This is a genomic window from Streptomyces sp. NPDC005263 (assembly GCF_042872365.1).
Lineage (GTDB): Bacteria > Actinomycetota > Actinomycetes > Streptomycetales > Streptomycetaceae > Streptomyces.
The window spans coordinates 45,568-61,640 of the sequence record NZ_JBIAKJ010000020.1; the positions used below are offsets into that span (position 1 = coordinate 45,568).

The 16,073-nt window shown below is 72.2% G+C and carries 18 protein-coding genes; 7 read left to right on the plus strand and 11 right to left on the minus strand.

The features are described from left to right. Positions 1 to 50 precede the first annotated feature (50 nt). Both ACFYRY_RS41650 and ACFYRY_RS41655 read left to right on the plus strand, forming a co-directional pair. On the plus strand, positions 51 to 1,838 hold the full coding sequence (locus ACFYRY_RS41650) for a glycoside hydrolase family 15 protein (RefSeq protein WP_389158354.1): 1,788 nt from the start codon (positions 51 to 53) through the stop codon (positions 1,836 to 1,838). A gap of 5 nt (positions 1,839 to 1,843) precedes the next feature. Further along, on the plus strand, positions 1,844 to 2,599 hold the full coding sequence (locus ACFYRY_RS41655; RefSeq protein ID WP_389158356.1) for an SDR family oxidoreductase: 756 nt from the start codon (positions 1,844 to 1,846) through the stop codon (positions 2,597 to 2,599). A gap of 52 nt (positions 2,600 to 2,651) precedes the next feature. Here the strand turns inward: ACFYRY_RS41655 and amaP are convergent, their stop codons facing one another. The 5 genes from amaP to ACFYRY_RS41680 are packed head-to-tail and all read right to left on the minus strand — an operon-like array spanning position 2,652 to position 4,981. After that, complete coding sequence (amaP, locus tag ACFYRY_RS41660; RefSeq protein ID WP_389158359.1) at positions 2,652 to 3,239, minus strand: alkaline shock response membrane anchor protein AmaP; 588 nt, start codon at positions 3,237 to 3,239, stop codon at positions 2,652 to 2,654. Next, positions 3,236 to 3,901, minus strand: a complete 666-nt coding sequence (locus tag ACFYRY_RS41665; RefSeq protein ID WP_389158362.1) for a DUF6286 domain-containing protein — start codon at positions 3,899 to 3,901, stop codon at positions 3,236 to 3,238. The genes amaP and ACFYRY_RS41665 overlap by 4 nt, the downstream gene beginning before the upstream one ends. Then, positions 3,898 to 4,281: a hypothetical protein gene (locus ACFYRY_RS41670; RefSeq protein WP_389158365.1), complete on the minus strand. Its 384-nt coding sequence runs from the start codon at positions 4,279 to 4,281 to the stop codon at positions 3,898 to 3,900. Before ACFYRY_RS41670 ends, ACFYRY_RS41665 begins: the two co-directional genes overlap by 4 nt. Further along, positions 4,278 to 4,472, minus strand: coding sequence for a hypothetical protein (locus ACFYRY_RS41675; RefSeq protein WP_389158368.1), 195 nt, complete (start codon positions 4,470 to 4,472; stop codon positions 4,278 to 4,280). The genes ACFYRY_RS41670 and ACFYRY_RS41675 overlap by 4 nt, the downstream gene beginning before the upstream one ends. Before the next feature lie 32 nt (positions 4,473 to 4,504). Next, complete coding sequence (locus tag ACFYRY_RS41680; protein WP_389158371.1) at positions 4,505 to 4,981, minus strand: Asp23/Gls24 family envelope stress response protein; 477 nt, start codon at positions 4,979 to 4,981, stop codon at positions 4,505 to 4,507. A gap of 84 nt (positions 4,982 to 5,065) precedes the next feature. Here ACFYRY_RS41680 and ACFYRY_RS41685 point away from each other — a divergent pair, with 84 nt between their 5' ends. After that, on the plus strand, positions 5,066 to 5,791 hold the full coding sequence (locus tag ACFYRY_RS41685; RefSeq protein WP_389158373.1) for a nucleopolyhedrovirus P10 family protein: 726 nt from the start codon (positions 5,066 to 5,068) through the stop codon (positions 5,789 to 5,791). 31 nt (positions 5,792 to 5,822) lie between these two features. Here the strand turns inward: ACFYRY_RS41685 and ACFYRY_RS41690 are convergent, their stop codons facing one another. The 3 genes from ACFYRY_RS41690 to ACFYRY_RS41700 form a co-directional block, all read right to left on the minus strand. After that, a complete protein-coding gene (locus ACFYRY_RS41690; protein ID WP_389158376.1) occupies positions 5,823 to 6,635 on the minus strand; it encodes an enoyl-CoA hydratase/isomerase family protein in 813 nt (270 codons plus the stop codon). Positions 6,636 to 6,752: 117 nt separating this feature from the next. Next, complete coding sequence (locus ACFYRY_RS41695) at positions 6,753 to 6,974, minus strand: helix-turn-helix domain-containing protein (RefSeq protein WP_004002281.1); 222 nt, start codon at positions 6,972 to 6,974, stop codon at positions 6,753 to 6,755. Between the two features lie 351 nt (positions 6,975 to 7,325). Further along, complete coding sequence (locus ACFYRY_RS41700; protein WP_389158379.1) at positions 7,326 to 8,924, minus strand: ABC-F family ATP-binding cassette domain-containing protein; 1,599 nt, start codon at positions 8,922 to 8,924, stop codon at positions 7,326 to 7,328. A 266-nt stretch (positions 8,925 to 9,190) separates the two neighbouring features. Between ACFYRY_RS41700 and ACFYRY_RS41705 the strand changes: the two genes are divergently transcribed. After that, positions 9,191 to 9,604: a VOC family protein gene (locus ACFYRY_RS41705; protein ID WP_389158382.1), complete on the plus strand. Its 414-nt coding sequence runs from the start codon at positions 9,191 to 9,193 to the stop codon at positions 9,602 to 9,604. A gap of 12 nt (positions 9,605 to 9,616) precedes the next feature. On the opposite strand, the gene ACFYRY_RS41710 is transcribed toward ACFYRY_RS41705, so the two are convergent. The 3 genes from ACFYRY_RS41710 to ACFYRY_RS41720 form a co-directional block, all read right to left on the minus strand. Beyond that, positions 9,617 to 11,041 carry a hypothetical protein gene (locus ACFYRY_RS41710; RefSeq protein ID WP_389158384.1) on the minus strand — a complete coding sequence of 475 codons (1,425 nt, stop codon included), beginning with the start codon at positions 11,039 to 11,041 and terminating at the stop codon, positions 9,617 to 9,619. Positions 11,042 to 11,283: 242 nt separating this feature from the next. Continuing rightward, a complete protein-coding gene (locus ACFYRY_RS41715; RefSeq protein ID WP_389158387.1) occupies positions 11,284 to 12,417 on the minus strand; it encodes an alpha/beta fold hydrolase in 1,134 nt (377 codons plus the stop codon). A 136-nt stretch (positions 12,418 to 12,553) separates the two neighbouring features. After that, entirely contained in the window at positions 12,554 to 13,285 is a 732-nt protein-coding gene (locus ACFYRY_RS41720; RefSeq protein WP_389158389.1) for a class II aldolase/adducin family protein, read from the minus strand. 195 nt (positions 13,286 to 13,480) lie between these two features. Here ACFYRY_RS41720 and ACFYRY_RS41725 point away from each other — a divergent pair, with 195 nt between their 5' ends. From ACFYRY_RS41725 to ACFYRY_RS41735, 3 genes are all read left to right on the plus strand, one after another. Next, on the plus strand, positions 13,481 to 14,230 hold the full coding sequence (locus tag ACFYRY_RS41725) for a lysozyme (protein ID WP_389158391.1): 750 nt from the start codon (positions 13,481 to 13,483) through the stop codon (positions 14,228 to 14,230). Between the two features lie 163 nt (positions 14,231 to 14,393). Further along, on the plus strand, positions 14,394 to 15,659 hold the full coding sequence (locus tag ACFYRY_RS41730) for an anion permease (RefSeq protein ID WP_389158394.1): 1,266 nt from the start codon (positions 14,394 to 14,396) through the stop codon (positions 15,657 to 15,659). 43 nt (positions 15,660 to 15,702) lie between these two features. Continuing rightward, the gene (locus tag ACFYRY_RS41735; RefSeq protein WP_356775439.1) at positions 15,703 to 15,924 is read left to right on the plus strand and encodes a hypothetical protein; all 222 of its coding nucleotides are present in this window, start codon (positions 15,703 to 15,705) and stop codon (positions 15,922 to 15,924) included. Positions 15,925 to 16,073 lie beyond the last annotated feature (149 nt).

Genomic DNA, 16,073 nt, shown 5'->3' on the forward strand with positions numbered 1-16,073 from the left:
CCCGGCCCCGCCCCGGATTGCCTCGCCCGGGGTGCGGGAACCCGCACTGCGTGCACCCCCGTATCGAGGACTACGCCCTCATCGGCGACGAGCAGACCGCCGCCCTGGTCGGCCTGGACGGTTCCGTCGACTGGCTCTGCCTGCCCCGCTTCGACTCGGCCGCCTGTTTCGCCAAGCTCCTCGGCGACGCGGACAACGGCCACTGGCGGATCGCTCCCAAGGGCGCCCCGGGCCGCTGCGCCCGGCGCGCCTACCGCCCCGACACCCTCGTCCTCGACACCGAGTGGGAGACCGACGAGGGCTGCGTGCGGGTCACCGACCTGATGCCGCAGCGGGAGCGCGCACCCGACCTGGTACGCGTCGTGGAAGGCCTCAGCGGCCGGGTCACCGTGCACAGCACGCTGCGGCTGCGCTTCGACTACGGCTCGGTCGTGCCGTGGGTGCGCCGGTCGGACGGCCACCGGGTGGCCGTCGCGGGGCCCGACTCGGCGTGGCTGCGCAGCGAACCCGCGGTGCGCACCTGGGGCGAGGACTTCGGCACGCACTCGGAGTTCACGGTCGCCGAGGGCGAGAAGGTGGCGTTCGTGCTCACCTGGCATCCCTCGCACGAGCCCCGCCCGCCGCTCGTCGATCCGTACGAAGCCCTGGAGACCAGCGTCGCCGACTGGAGGGCGTGGGTGTCCCGCTGCCGCTACGACGGCCCGTACCGGGACGCCGTGGTGCGCTCGCTGATCACTCTCAAGGCCCTCAGTTACGCTCCGACCGGCGGCATCGTGGCCGCCGCGACCACCTCGCTGCCCGAGGAGGTCGGCGGGATGCGCAACTGGGACTACCGCTACTGCTGGCTGCGGGACTCCACCCTCACCCTGGGCGTCCTGCTGGCCTGCGGCTACCACGAGGAGGCCGAGACCTGGCGGAACTGGCTGCTGCGCGCGGTCGCCGGCGATCCGGCCGACCTGCAGATCATGTACGGGCTGGCGGGTGAGCGGCGGCTGCCGGAGTTCGAGTTGTCGCACCTGTCCGGATTCGCCGGCTCCTCGCCCGTCCGGATCGGGAACGGAGCCGTCGACCAGCTCCAGCTGGACGTGTACGGCGAGGTCATGGACTCGCTGTCGCTGGCGCGGACGGCCGGATTGTCCGCGACGGGGAACATGTGGGCACTGCAGCGTGCCCTGATGACGTTCCTCGCGTCGGCGTGGCGGCAACCGGACGAGGGGCTGTGGGAGGTGCGCGGGGGCCGCCGCCAGTTCGTCCACTCGAAGGTGATGGTGTGGGTGGCCGCCGACCGTGCCGTGCGCGCCCTGGAGGCGAACCCGAAACTGCGCGGCGACCTCGACGGCTGGCGCGCGATGCGCGACGAGGTGCACCGGGAGGTGTGCGAGAAGGGCTACGACCCGCAGCGGAACACCTTCACCCAGTCCTACGGCTCCCGCGGACTCGACGCGGCGCTGCTGCTGATCCCGCGCGTCGGCTTCCTGCCACCCGACGACCCGCGGGTGATCGGCACCATCGACGCGATCCGCGAGGACCTGGGCCACGGCGGGTTCCTGCGCCGCTACAGCGTCGAGGAGGGCGGTGTCGACGGGCTGCCGGGAGGCGAGGGCACGTTCCTGGCGTGCTCGTTCTGGCTGGCCGACGCCCTGCACCTGACGGGCCGCACGAAGGAGGCCCTGGAACTGTTCGAGCGACTGGTCGGGCTCGGTAACGACGTGGGCCTGCTGTCCGAGGAGTACGACCCGGTGGCGGGCGTCCAGCTCGGCAACGTTCCCCAGGCGTTCAGCCACATCGGCCTGGTCAACACCGCCCTCGCCCTGTTCGGGGGCGACGGGGCAGGATAGGGGGCATGGATCTTGGACTGAAGGACCGGGTGTACGTCGTCACCGGAGCCACCCGCGGTCTCGGCAACGCCGCCGCGCGCGAGCTCGTCGCGGACGGGGCGAAGGTGGTCGTCACGGGGCGGGAGGAGAAGGGCGTCGCCGAGGCGGCCGCCGCGCTGGGGCCGAACGCGGTGGGGGTCGTCGCGGACAACTCCGAGCCGGCCGCGGCGCAGCGGCTGATCGCGGCGGCGCGGGAGCACTTCGGCGGGTTCGACGGTGTGCTCGTCAGCGTCGGAGGGCCGGCGCCCGGGTTCGTCGCGGACAACACGGACGAGCAGTGGCAGACGGCGTTCGAGTCGGTGTTCCTGGGTGCGGTGCGGCTCGCGCGGGCGGCGGCGGCCGAGCTGGAGGCCGGTGGTGTCATCGGGTTCGTGTTGTCCGGGTCGGTGCACGAGCCGATTCCCGGGCTGACGATCTCCAACGGGCTGCGGCCGGGGCTGGCCGGGTTCGCGAAGTCGCTGGCGGACGAGCTGGGACCGCGGGACATCCGGGTGGTGGGGCTGCTGCCGGCCCGTATCGACACCGACCGGGTGCGTGAGCTGGACGGGTTGTCCGCCGATCCGGAGGCCACCCGGGCGGCCAACGAGTCGCGGATTCCGCTGCGCCGGTACGGCAGGCCCGAGGAGTTCGGGCGGACGGCCGCGTTCCTGCTGTCGCCGGCGGCCTCCTATCTGACGGGAGTCATGGTGCCGGTGGACGGCGGGATGCGGCACGGCTTCTGACGCCGAGTACCGCATGCCCGAGCCGGGGCCGCGGGGCGACGGGAGAGGCGGGTCAACCGACCCTCTCGGGGCGGTGTTTGACCCCGCTCAGCCGGACCTCGGCCGGCAGTGACGCCAGGCCCGCCGAATTCCGGGCGCGGCTGAGCGCGCCCTCGGTGAAGTCGTGCAGGGCCGTTCCCGGGTCCACGTGCGGTTCCAGTTGGAGCCGCACCCGGGCCTCGGGGGCGGTCGGGCGGCCGGTGAGGTGCGCCTGGGCGCGCGACACGCCCTCCAGCTCGCCCGCCTGGCCCGCCAGTACGCCCTCCAGGGCGCGGCCCCGCAGCAGCGCGCCCTCACCGTCGCCGGTGTCCACGAGCACCTCGGTGAGCCGGCGTCGGCGCAGGACCGCGGCCAGCCACCACAGGGTGAGCAGCACGAGGACGGCCAGCACCGCGATGACGGTCGGCCACCACCAGTCGGAGTCCCGCCAGCGGGTCCGCTCGGCGTCGGAGAGCAGCACGTCGTGCTTGCCGTCGTGGATCCACCAGGAGGGGGGCGAGGCGCCAAGGCCCACGGCGAGCACGGAGCCGCCAACGACCAGCAGAACGAGGCCGACGACTCCGATCAGTACGCGGTTGACGGTCCTGAGCACCGTCCTCACCCCTTCCGTCCGGGTCGTGCCACATGCACCGACAGCGCGTGCGGGCGGGCCACTCCCAGGCCGCGGATCGCCTCGGTGAGCGCGGCGTCCAGGTCGGCGCGTACGTCGTCCAGCTCGCGGAAGTGGGAGACCGCGCGGACGTCGGCCCGGGCGCGGCGCACCCGTACCCGTGCCGCCTGCACGCCGGAGACCTCCATGGCCCGGTCGCGCAGCACCATCGCCGCCGCGGCCCGGTGCAGTCCCGCTCGGACATCGGTGTGGGGGCGCCGCATCGGGAGCACGGCGCGCAGGCCCGGGGTGAGGGCCAGCACGATCAGCCACAGGCCGAGGGCGGCGGCGACGCCCGCGCCGACGAGCACCCAGATGTCGTCCAGGGGACGCTCGGCGAGCTGCCTGGCGAGGTCCTTGCGCCAGGCCATGGCGTCCCGGTCGGCCCGTACGGCGACGATGTCGTACAGGAAGGCGCCCGCGACGACGAAGAGCAGCAGCGCCACGATCCCCGCGGGAACGCGGCGCGCCGACCAGAAGCGGCCGCTGCCGCGCGCCTCGTCCGTCTTCGCGTCCGGCGCCCGCGAGGCGTCGGACTCCCCGCCGGTGTCGGCCGCCTTCTCGATGACCGGCAGTCGTTGTGTGGTGCCCTCGGAGCCTTGGGGCTCGCTCATCGCGTCCTCCCCTGTGCCGTGCCGTACGCCGCCACCGGGTGCAGCCGCTCCACCTGCACGGCGACCTCCGGCACTTCCAGTCCCACCAACGCGCCTACCCGCTCGACGACGTGCCGACGCACCGAACGGCATCGGGCGCCGATGTCGCAGGGGTAGTCGAGTTCCAGGTGCACGCGCACCCGGGCGGTTCCGTGGTGGACGACGACGGAGGCATGCGGGGGCGCGGCGGCGGCGGGCTGTTCACCGAGCGCCTCACGCGCCGCCCGTCCGGCGATCTTCGCGACGACCCGGTCGGCGATCCGGGTCGCGCCCCGCTCGCCCGCCGGAACGACGGACGGGGGTCTGCGGAGCCCCTCGGCCCCACCGGTCACGGACGTCATCTCCGCCGTTCGCGTCGGTCGTCACGGGTCCGGAAGAAGTCGCCGAGGTCCAGGTCACCCTCCAGCAACCGGCCGGCGACAAATCCGATCGCGCCCAGGGCGGCGACCAGCACGAAGGCACCGAACCCGCCGAAATAACCGGCGAAGCCCAGCGCCATGCCGGCGATCATGCCGACCACGGCCATGGTCATGGCGACTCCGTTCGATTGTCAGTCTCAGTGCGTCACTGGAGCCGGGTTTCCTGCTCCTCTTCCTCTTCCTCAGGCAGCTTCACGTCGCTCACCGCGATGTTGACCTCGACGACCTCGAGGCTGGTCATCCGTTCCACCGCCGCGATGACGTTCTCCCGCACCGCCTTGGCCAGGTCCCCGATCGGTACGCCGTAGTCGACGACGATCTCCAGGTCGAGCGCGGTCTGCACCTCGCCGACCTCGACCTTCACGCCGCGCGTCACGGAGGACCCGCCGGGCACCCGGTCCCGTACGGCACCGAAGGTGCGGCTCAGCCCGCTGCCCATCGCGTGCACGCCGGGGACCTCCCGGGCGGCGAGCCCGGCGATCTTCTCCACAACACCGTCAGCGATGGAGGTCCGGCCCCGGTCCCCCGGGTCTCCGCCGCCTCGCCGTGCGGTCTTGCGGGTCTGTACCTGCGTACCGCCCTCGGAGGTCTGCGTCCGGTTCTGCTCAGTCATGTCACTCATCGCCGTACGTCCCTTCCGATCGTCCTTTCACCACCGTAAGTGCGGTTGCGCAATCTCGCGCCGGGGATGGGGCAGGCTGGGGCAATGACAGTGGACCGGTGGACGCGGACCGTACGGCATCAGCTGGGTTTGGGCAGGCTGCTGCCCTTGGGGGACGCGCGGGACGGCGCATGGATCTCGGAGTCGGCGGCCGACGCGGTGCTGCGGCGCGCGGCCGGGAGCATGCGGGACGTGCGGCTGGGCCCGGTGCGGATCGGGCTCGCGGACCCCGAGGACACCGACGAGCCCGTCGTACCGTCACCGCCGAGCGCTCTGCCGCCGGGTCCGCTGCGGGCGACGGCCGAGTTCGCCGCCACCGCGGACGAGCCGCTGCCGGCCGTGGCGGCGCGACTGCGCTCGGTGCTGATGGCCGCGGCGGCGGGCCTGGGTCTGGCGGTGGCGGAGGTGGACCTGCGGGTGACGGATCTGTTCGATGCGGTGGACGACCAGCCGAAGCCTCTTCCGGTACGACCGCCGGATCCGGCCCCCGCCGGGGCGAACGGGCACGCCGACGTGGCGCACGCGGCCGAGGCGGCCGCGTCCGTTCCGGGCGTGGCCCATCTGACCGGCATCCTGGGGCGCCCGGTGCACATCGAGGAACGGCGGACGGAACCAGCCGCCGCGCTGCCCCGACGCCATGTCCGTGTGGAACTGGCGGTGCGCGCGGACCACCACCGGGCACTGGACGTGGCCCGGGAGGTCCGCGCGAGGGTGGGGCAGGCGTTTCCGGATCACCCGACGGTGGCGGTGCTGGTGACCACGGTCCGGTGAGGACCGGGCCGTCGAGGGCCCAGTCGAGGGTCTATTCGCCCACGCCGGCCAGGTCCCGCAGCCGTCGGGCCTGCGCGGCCCGCTCCGCGGTGCGCTGCGCGTCGTAGTCCCGGCCCGACGCGCCGAGCAGCAGGGCCTTCGTCTCGATCACCGCGTCCCTGGGCGCGGCGAGGATCGCCGACGCGAGGTCCCGTACCGCTCCCGCCAGCTGGTCCGCGGGCACGGCGACATTCGCCAGGCCGGTGCTCACGGCCTCCTCGGCGTGCACGAACCGCCCGGTCGCGCAGATCTCCAGCGCGCGGGCGTAGCCGACCAGTCCCACCAGCGGATGCGTACCGGTCAGGTCCGGTACCAGTCCGAGGCTGGTCTCGCGCATGGCGAACTGCACGTCGTCCGCGACGACGCGCAGGTCACAGGCGAGCGCGAGCTGGAAGCCCGCCCCGATGGCATGCCCCTGCACCGCGGCGATGGACACGATGTCGCTCCGTCGCCACCAGGTGAAACCCTCCTGGTACCCGGCGATGGTCGCGTCCAGCTCGGCGTCCTCGCCCCGCGCGAGGTCGACGAACGACGGCTCGCCGTCGAAGCCCTCGGGCGTGAACGCCTGCCGGTCGAGTCCGGCGGAGAAGGACTTGCCCTCGGCACGCAGCACCACGACACGGACCGACCCCGGCAGGAGCCGCCCGGTTTCGGCCAAGGCCCGCCACAGAGCGGGGCTCTGCGCGTTGCGCTTGGCCGGGTTGGTCAGCGTCACCGTCGCGATCGCGTCGTCGACGGTGAGCCGTACCCCGTCCTTGTCGAATGCGGGAACTTCGGGAACAACGTCCTGCTCGGGCGAAGCCATGCGGCGCCTCCGGTGAGTGCGGTCAACAGAGCGATGCTAAGTGACTGCACAGTAACCACCCGGTCGATCAGACAACCGACCGGGTGGCCACCATCGAAGCCGATGGGCCGCCCGGGTTCAGGACGACGCGGCCTTCTTGCCCCGCGTCGCCCCGCCACGCCCACGCAGCGTGACGCCCGATTCACTGAGCATCCGGTGTACGAAGCCATACGAGCGGCCGGTTTCCTCGGCCAGTGCCCGAATGCTCGCACCGGAGTCGTACTTCTTCTTCAGGTCTGCCGCGAGCTTGTCGCGCGCGGCGCCGGTTACCCGGCTGCCCTTCTTCAGAGTCTCGGCCACCCGGTCCTCCTCATGGGAAGTGCACTCTGGTCTCCTCATGATCACCCCTCCGGGGCTTCATGGCCACCCATTCGGCAAGGTCCGTGAGACATGGTTTTGACGACAGGAGCGCGTCCACACATCCGGAATGCGTGATTCCAGGACCTGGCGTTCGTACCGCCGAACGGGTTCGTTCGCGAAGTTCCAGGTCAGAGACGTGCGACGGCCGAGCCCTCGTCGATAGAGGACTCGGCCAGAAAATCGATGTAGGACACACTTCGGTACGAGGAGATCTCACACAGATGGTGGATCACGGATCGGCCGAATGATCCATACGCGGTGGATCAAGCCTTCGATCAAGCGTGCCGACCGTCAGGCGAGGGCGACGAGATCCGCGTAGTCGGCTCCCCAGAGGTCCTCGACGCCGTCGGGCAGCAGGATGATCCGCTCCGGCTGGAGCGCCTCGACGGCGCCCTCGTCGTGGGTGACGAGCACCACCGCGCCCTTGTAGGTGCGCAGCGCGCCGAGGATCTCCTCACGGCTGGCCGGGTCGAGGTTGTTCGTCGGCTCGTCCAGCAGCAGGACGTTCGCCGACGACACCACGAGGGTCGCCAGCGCCAGACGGGTCTTCTCACCGCCGGAGAGGACCCCGGCCGGCTTGTCGACGTCGTCGCCGGAGAACAGGAACGAGCCGAGTGTCTTGCGGACCGCGACGAGGTCCAGGTCGGGGGCGGCGGAGCGCATGTTCTCCAGGACCGTGCGCTCCGGGTCCAGGGTCTCGTGCTCCTGGGCGTAGTAGCCGAGCTTGAGTCCGTGGCCCTCGATGACCTGGCCGGTGTCGGGCTTCTCGGCGCCGCCGAGAAGCCGGAGCAGGGTGGTCTTGCCCGCGCCGTTCAGGCCGAGGATGACGACCCGGGAGCCCTTGTCGATGGCCAGGTCGACGTCGGTGAAGATCTCCAGCGAGCCGTACGACTTGGACAGTCCCTCGGCCATCAGCGGGGTCTTGCCGCACGGGGACGGCTCCGGGAAGCGCAGCTTGGCGACCTTGTCGGACTTCCGCTCGGCCTCCAGACCGGCCAGCAGCTTGTCGGCGCGGCGGGCCATGTTCTGCGCGGCGACCGTCTTGGTGGCCTTGGCCCGCATCTTGTCGGCCTGCGAGTGGAGGGCGGTGGCCTTCTTCTCGGCGTTCTGCCGCTCGCGCTTGCGGCGCTTCTCGTCGGCCTCGCGCTGCTGCTGGTAGAGCTTCCAGCCCATGTTGTAGACGTCGATCTGGGCGCGGTTGGCGTCCAGGTAGAAGACCTTGTTGACGACCGTCTCGACCAGGTCCACATCGTGGGAGATCACGATGAAACCGCCGCGGTACGTCTTGAGGTAGTCGCGCAGCCAGACGATCGAGTCGGCGTCGAGGTGGTTCGTGGGCTCGTCGAGCAGCAGCGTGTCCGCGTCGGAGAAGAGGATCCGGGCCAGTTCGATACGGCGGCGCTGACCGCCGGAGAGCGTGTGCAGCGGCTGGCCGAGCACCCGGTCGGGCAGGTTGAGCGCGGCGGCGATGGTGGCGGCCTCGGCCTCGGCGGCGTACCCGCCCTTGGTGAGGAACTCCGTCTCCTGGCGTTCGTACTGCCGCAGCGCCTTCTCGCGGGTGGCGCCCTGGCCGACCGCGATGCGCTGCTCGTTCTCGCGCATCTTGCGGATCAGTACGTCGAGGCCGCGCGCGGACAGGACGCGGTCACGGGCGAGGACGTCGAGGTCGCCGGTGCGGGGGTCCTGGGGGAGGTAACCGACCTCGCCGGAGCGGGTGATGGTGCCGCCGGCGGGGGTGCCCTCGCCGGCCAGGCACTTGGTGAGGGTGGTCTTGCCGGCGCCGTTGCGGCCGACCAGGCCGATGCGGTCACCCTTGGCGACACGGAAGGTGGCGGACTCGATGAGGACGCGCGCACCGGCGCGCAACTCGATACCGGAGGCGGAGATCACGGACAGACTCCAGGGCGGATGGGGGCGGAATGGGCGGCTGAGGGCGTTCCCGCCGTCTAATGCGCGAGGAGAATGGCCATGAGGCCAGTCTAACGGGCTCGTGCAACCACTTTTCTGCGTTCAGGTGTTCGGGCGGCGTCCTCGTGGGGGGCGTCACGTCCCCGGAAGTGGGACGTCGTCGTCTTCGCCGGGGCGCTGTCAGTGGTTGCTGCGAGACTGGGCAGCGGACGGGATTTCCGGCATGTGGTCACAAAGGAGTGATCGGGATGGCAGGTACCGGCGGCGGGCGTCCGAGCATCTATCCGACGCTGCTCTACGCGGACGCGAAAGCGGCGATCCGGCAGCTGACGGAAACCCTGGGATTCACCGAACTGTCGGTGTACGAGGGCGAGGACGGCTCGGTGCTGCACGCCGAGCTGGTGCAGGGAAACGGCGCGGTCATGGTCGGCTCGAAGGGTCGCGGCGGTGTCTTCGACGCGGCGATGAAGGACTCGGGCACCGCAGGGGTGTACGTCGTCGTGGACGACGTCGACGCACACCACCGGCGTGCCGTGGACCACGGCACGGAGATCCTGATGCCCCCGACCGACCAGGACTACGGCTCACGGGACTACATGGCCCGGGACATCGAGGGCAATGTGTGGAGCTTCGGCACATACGCGCCCGAGACAGGGAGCTGACGGCCGGGCGGTTCAGCTGCCTCCCGTGTGCACCTGGAAGGCGGCCCGGCGCACGGCCTTGGCCAGGGCCGGGTCGGGGTGCGCGGCGGCGAGCGCGACCAGGACCTGCACGGTGCGGGGGTGACCGACGGCACGCACCTCCTCGAGGAGCGCGGGGACCGTCGGCTGCAACGCGGACTCCAGGTGCCGTACCAGCATCGGGGCCTCGCCGTGGTCGGCGACGGCGGCGGCGGTGTCGACCCACAGCCAGGTGGCCTCGTCCCGGGTGAGGACCTCGTGGGCGTCCTCCGGGTCGATGCCGTCGTGCTCGGCGAGCCACAGCAGGGCGTACGGGCGCAGCGTGGGCTCGTCGGCCACGGAGCGGACGTCGTGCTCGGCGGGGGCGCCGACGACGCGCAGGGCCTCGAAGGCCAGGCCGCGCAGCAGGGCGTCCTCACCGCGGGCGGCGCTGAGCAGTTCGGAGACGGCGTTGCCGACGGGGCGGGCGGCGAGCCAGGCCCGGTATTCGGCGCGGGCCGCGTTGGGGCGCAGCTGGGCGCAGCCGCGGAGCATGCCCTCGGCTGCCTGCTCGATGTTCCCGGCGGGGCTCTGCGCGGCCACGCAGATCTGCTCCAGCTTGACCCAGACCGCCCAGCTGCCGAGCGGGGTGAGGGTGGCCTGTCCGTCGCCGTAGGTGAGCGCGCCGACGGAGGCGAGGGCCTGCAGTGCCCATTCGAGAAGGGGGGCGAGGGGAGTGAGGGGGGTGTCGGCGAGGGGCTCCGGCTGGGGCGGTTCGGGGCGGTCCGGCACGGGCTGGGGCCCGTAGGAGATCTCGCAGCGTTCCGTGCGCAGCTCGATGACCCGCTGCTCCAGGAGGTCGAGGAGCTGTTCCACGGGGACCGGACCGGCGGACAGCTGGAGGAAGGAGAGCACCTGCGGCATGGCCGAGACGACCTCGGCGACGGCGGACGGCTCGTGGCCGGAGGGCTCCGGGGAGGCGAGCGACCAGGCGTCGAAGAGGGCGACCCAGCCGCGCAGTACGGCACTGTCGTCGCGGTTCCAGGCGCGCAGCCGCCAGCCGGGGCGGGCGCTGTCGCCGTGCACCTCGATGAGGCCGGCCAGGCGGGCGGTGTCCCAGTCGGCGCGGACCTGAGCCGCGGTCAGGCCCAGATCGGCCGCCGCCTGTTCGGCGGTCTCGTCGGAGAGGGTGCCCTTGCCCTCGGGGCTCGCTCCATCGCGGCCGGGGCGGAGGGTGGCATCGGCCCACCGTGCGACACGGGCCGCGGCGGCCAGACCTGAGCGCGCCATTCTGGCCAGTTCCGCGCGGGCCGGGGTGCCCTCCGGCGGGCGGGGTGCGGGGCGGCTCGGGCGCCGCTGGTTCACAGCTCGGGGGGCGGCGGCCAGGGGTCGCGGGCGGACGAGTCGAAGCCTGGAGTCGCGCGGGATACGGGACGTCACGGGTGCAGTCTTCCGGTTGACAGTCCGAAAACCCAAACGGAATGCCCTTGCGGCCGGTGGACAGGGCCGGGGCAGAGGCCTCGGGCATGGCCTGAAGCCGAGATCAGGCCAGTGGTACGGCCTTAAACGGAACCTTCGGTACCGGGCGATGGCGGGGCGAGCGACGAGGGGCGAAGTGCGGACCGGCGGTGCGGGCGGGGCGCGGTCGAGGGCGGCCGCGAGGCGGAACCGCGAGGGGAGCGTCACATCAGCGGAGTCAGGAAGCGGCGCAGTGTCTCTTCGTAGGCTTCCGGGTCGGCGTTCCACATGGCCGCGTGCGGGGCCTCGCGCACGGTGTGCAGGGCTACCCGCTGCGGCTGCTCGGCGGCGAGGCGGCGGGAGGGGCCCCAGGGGGCCACCTGGTCGTCGGGGCCGTGGAAGATCAGGGTCGGCGCCAGGGGGTGGCCCGGCGCGGCGGCGTCGGCGCCGACGAGGGGCTCGGCGGACATGCCGGTGCGGCCCTGCGCGGCGCGCACCGCGAGCGGCAGCAGGGCGCCCGGGGTGCGGCCGGCCGCGGCGAGGGCGCGCAGCGTCGTCGCCCAGCTGAGCACCGGGGAGTCCAGGACGAGTCCCGCGACCCGGTCGCTCAGGTCCGAGCGCCCGGCGGCACGCAGCGCCATGGTGGCGCCGGTGGACCAGCCGTACAGGACGACCTGGCGGGCGCCGTTGGCCACGGCGTAGTGGAGGGCCGCGTCCAGGTCGCGCCACTCGGTCTCACCGAAGTGGTTCAGGCCGTCCGGGCGGCGGGGGGCTCCGGGGTCGCCGCGGTAGGCGAGGGCGAGCACCGGAAAGCGGTGGTGGTGCAGGAACTCCATGATGTTCATGGGGTGTTCGCGCGTGGTGCCCAGGCCGTGCACGGCGATCACCCAGGTGTCCCGGATCCCGGGCACGAACCAGGCGGGCAGGGTGCCGAGTTCGCCGAGGACCTCCACGTCGGTGTGGTCCAGGCCGAGCGCGGTGCCCGGGTCGCCGACGTGCAGGCCCGGGGTGAGCCAGACCTTGTCGCCGGGCTTCACGGTGCCGTGCGTGACGCGCTCCAGTCGGCGTACGACGGTGTCCGCGGAGTGGGTCTCGGCGCTGAGGACGGGCCCGACGACCGCGTGCGACCCGTCGCCGCTCAGGCCGTAGGTTCCCGGGCGCAGGGCGGCCAGGTCTCGGGTGACGGCGATCCGGCCCGCGGCCGTCGCGTGCACGGTGAGCCGGGGTTCCGTGGGCAGGGGGCGGCCGGGCGGCGCCTTGAGCGCGGTGTCGCCGGCGAGCCGGCCGGCGACGACGCTCGCCGCGCCGGCGGCGAGGGCTGCGGTGACGGCAGCGGCCGTCGTTCTGACAGTGCGCACCCGTCCAGTGTCCCGGCGGACCCCGTCACGGGCCAGCGGGAGGACGGCTCGGAATGACCGATCCGGCCGGGCGTCGGTGTGGCCGGGTGGCTCGACGCCTCGGCCGTCGCCTCGCCGGCCCCGCCCGGCCGCGGCCTCAACCCCGCTGCCCGTACCCCCGCAGCCGCTCCCCCACCTCGGTCAACTGTGCCTCGGTCAGCAGCGTCGGCGACAGTCCCGGGACCGAGGACGCCGTCAGCCACAGGCGGCACATCCACTCCAGCTGGGCCGTTCGGTCGTAGGCCTGGTCGAGGGTGGCGCCGTGGGTGAGGGTGCCGTGGTTCTGGAGGAGGCAGCCGGAGCGGTCGACGAGGGCGCGGAGCATGTTCTCGGCCAACTCGTCGGAGCCGTACGTCGCATAGGGGGCGACCCGGACGGGGCCGCCGAGGGCGACGGTCATGTAGTGGACCGCCGGGAGTTCCGGGACGAGGGTGGAGACGGCCGTGGCGTGCACGGCGTGGGTGTGGACCACCGCGCGGGCGTCGGTGGTGCGGTAGACCGCGAGATGCATGGGCAGCTCGCTGGTGGGGACGAGCGTGCCGAGTACCTGGCGGCCGTCGAGGTCGACACCGGTGACGTCCGTCGGCGTGAGCCGGTCGTAGGGCACGCCGGACGGGGTGACCAGCACGGTGTCCCCCACCCGCACGGACACGTTGCCGGAGGTGCCGACGACCAGCCCGTCGGCCACAGTGCGGCGGGCGGCGGCGACGAGCGCCTCCCAGGCGGGTGCCTCCTCGGGGAGCACGCTCCTCCCCCGCGGCTGACGCGCCTCCCCCGCGCCGTCACGCGCGCCTCGTACGCCTCGCGGGTCCCGCTGCTCCTCGGCCATGAGTCGATCCTGCCAGGCGGAAGGTCAACTCGCCGCCGGGCGGGGGCACTTTAGGCCGGAATCCACCCTTCCGAAAGGGTGCATAGAGGGATATAAGACTCTTCGCGATGTTTGGCCGGAGATCGCCGAGAATACGACCCTCTTCCAGTAATCTCTGGGGGATTTGTCGTGCACGCCGCCATTCCGAGGGGACCCATGGCCCGTGGTCGCACATCGTTCCGGCGCCGCAGGAGCGCCCTGGCAGTGTCCGTGGCGGCGCTCACCGCGGGGGCCGTCACTCTCGCCGGGGCACCGGCCTCGGCGGCGGACCCACCGAAGGGACACGATGTCTCGTCCCACCAGCAGGACGTCGACTGGCGACAGGCAAGGACGAAGGGCGCCAGGTTCGTCTACGTCAAGGCGACCGAGTCCCACACCTACCGCAGCCCGTACTTCGCCCGGCAGTACGACGGGGCGCGCGACGCCGGCATCGTCCGCGGGGCGTACCACTTCGCGCTGCCGGACAGGTCGTCAGGCAGGACACAGGCGGCGTACTTCGTACACAACGGCGGCACCTGGAGCGCCGACGGCTGGACGCTGCCGCCCGCGCTCGACATCGAGTACAACCCGTACGACAGGCGGCGCCAGTGCTACGGCCTGAGCAAGCCCGGGATGGTCAGCTGGATCAAGTCGTTCAGCGACGAGGTGAAGCGGCTCACGGGCCGCCGTCCGGTGATCTACACCACCACCCACTGGTGGAACACCTGCACCGGCAGCAGCCGCGCCTTCGCCTCGAACCACGCCCTGTGGGTGGCTCGTTACCGCTCCGCGGACGCGGGAACCCTGCCGTCGGGATGGTCGTCCTGGACCCTCTGGCAGTACGACAACAGCGGCGGCCTGCCGGGTGACCAGAACCTCTTCAACGGATCTCTGAACGAGCTCAGGAAGTTCGCCAGGGGCGCGTGACCAAGGGGCACTTGGGCCGTGTGGGTCCAGAGGGACGCAGCCGGACATGACAATGCGACAACCAGCACTCCTGGACACCGTGCGGTCTGCTTCAGTTCATCTTCCGTTCATTCAGGTTACTTACGTTCGTCCAGCCAATGACTTCGAACGATTGCCTGGGTAAATGGAAAACTTCTCGCTGATCCTCGCGATTGTGGTCGTAACCGCACTCGCGTTTGATTTCACGAACGGTTTCCACGACACCGCCAACGCGATGGCCACGACCATCTCGACCGGCGCTCTGAAGCCCAAGGTCGCGGTGGCCATGTCCGCCGTGCTGAACCTTGTGGGTGCCTTCCTCTCCGTGGAGGTCGCCAACACGATCTCCAAGGGTCTCGTCGACGAGAGCGGTATACGACCCGAGGTCATCTTCGCCGCCCTGGTCGGCGCGATCCTCTGGAACCTGCTGACCTGGCTGGTGGGCCTGCCCTCCAGTTCCTCGCACGCCCTCATGGGCGGTCTGATCGGCGCCACCATCGCCTCGGCGGGCATGGGCGCGGTCCACGGTGACGTGCTCGTCACCAAGGTCCTGCTCCCGGCGGTCGCGGCCCCGGTCGTCGCGGGCCTCGCCGCGATGCTGGCCACCCGCCTGTCGTACTCCCTCGGCCGCAAGGCCGACGGCAAGGCAGCCGAGAAGGGCTACCGTGCCGGGCAGATCGCCTCCGCGGGCCTGGTCTCCCTGGCCCACGGCACCAACGACGCGCAGAAGACGATGGGCATCATCACCCTGGCCCTGGTCGCCGGGGGTGCCGTCGCGCCCGACTCCGACCCGCCCACCTGGGTCATCCTGTCGGCGGGCCTGGCCATCGCGCTCGGCACCTACCTCGGCGGCTGGCGCATCATCCGCACCATGGGCAAGGGCCTGACCGACCTTCAGCCGCAGCAGGGCTTCGCCGCCCAGACCAGCGCGGCCACGGTCATCCTGGCCTCCTCCCACCTCGGCTTCTCCCTCTCCACCACGCACTCGGTCTCCGGTTCGGTGATGGGCGCGGGCCTCGGCCGCAAGGGCGGGGTCGTCCGCTGGTCGACGGCGACCCGGATGTTCGTGGCGTGGGGTCTGACGCTGCCCGCCGCGGCCCTGGTCGGCGCGCTCGCCGAGTACGTGACCGGGCTCGGGGACTTCGGCACGGCCGTCGTCGCCGTCTTCCTGATCGCCTCCAGCGCGGCCATCTGGAAGATCTCCCGTCGCGAGGTCGTCGACGCGAACAACGTCAACGAGCCCGACGAGGCCAGGGAGCCGGCCGGCGTGGTGACCACCGCGATCGCCGCCGTGACCCCGCCCCCGGCGGGCACCGTCACGGAGGACCTCACGGCCACCATCCCGGCCCCGGCCACCGCGGCCGCGTCGGCCACCGACCCCGCGACCCCGCCGGCCGCGACCACCGTCTGAGCCCGGCCACCCAGGCACCCACCGGCACGAAGGAAGCAGCAGAATGAAGATCGACTGGGCGGCCCTCGGCTCCGTCTTCGGCGTCAGCCTCGTGGTCACCGTGGCCCTCGTGGCCCTGTTCACCCTCGGCATCATGGGCCTGTCGCGCCGCGAACGGGCCACGGCCCAGGGCGACTCCGCGGCCCTCGCGGTCACCGGCGCGTACGTGTGCTTCGCCGCGTGCGCGGCCGCGGTGGCGTACGGGATCTCCCTGATCGTCGCCTGACCTGCGACACCCGGGACACCACGTGGGGTGGGGGGCGGGTGGGCGGGCCCCCCCCCCCCCCCGCGGGGGGGGGGGGGCCCCCCCGGGGGGGGGGGGGGGCCCCCCACCCCCAGCACGGGAAACGCCAATTTTAGGCGCCTCCAACACCC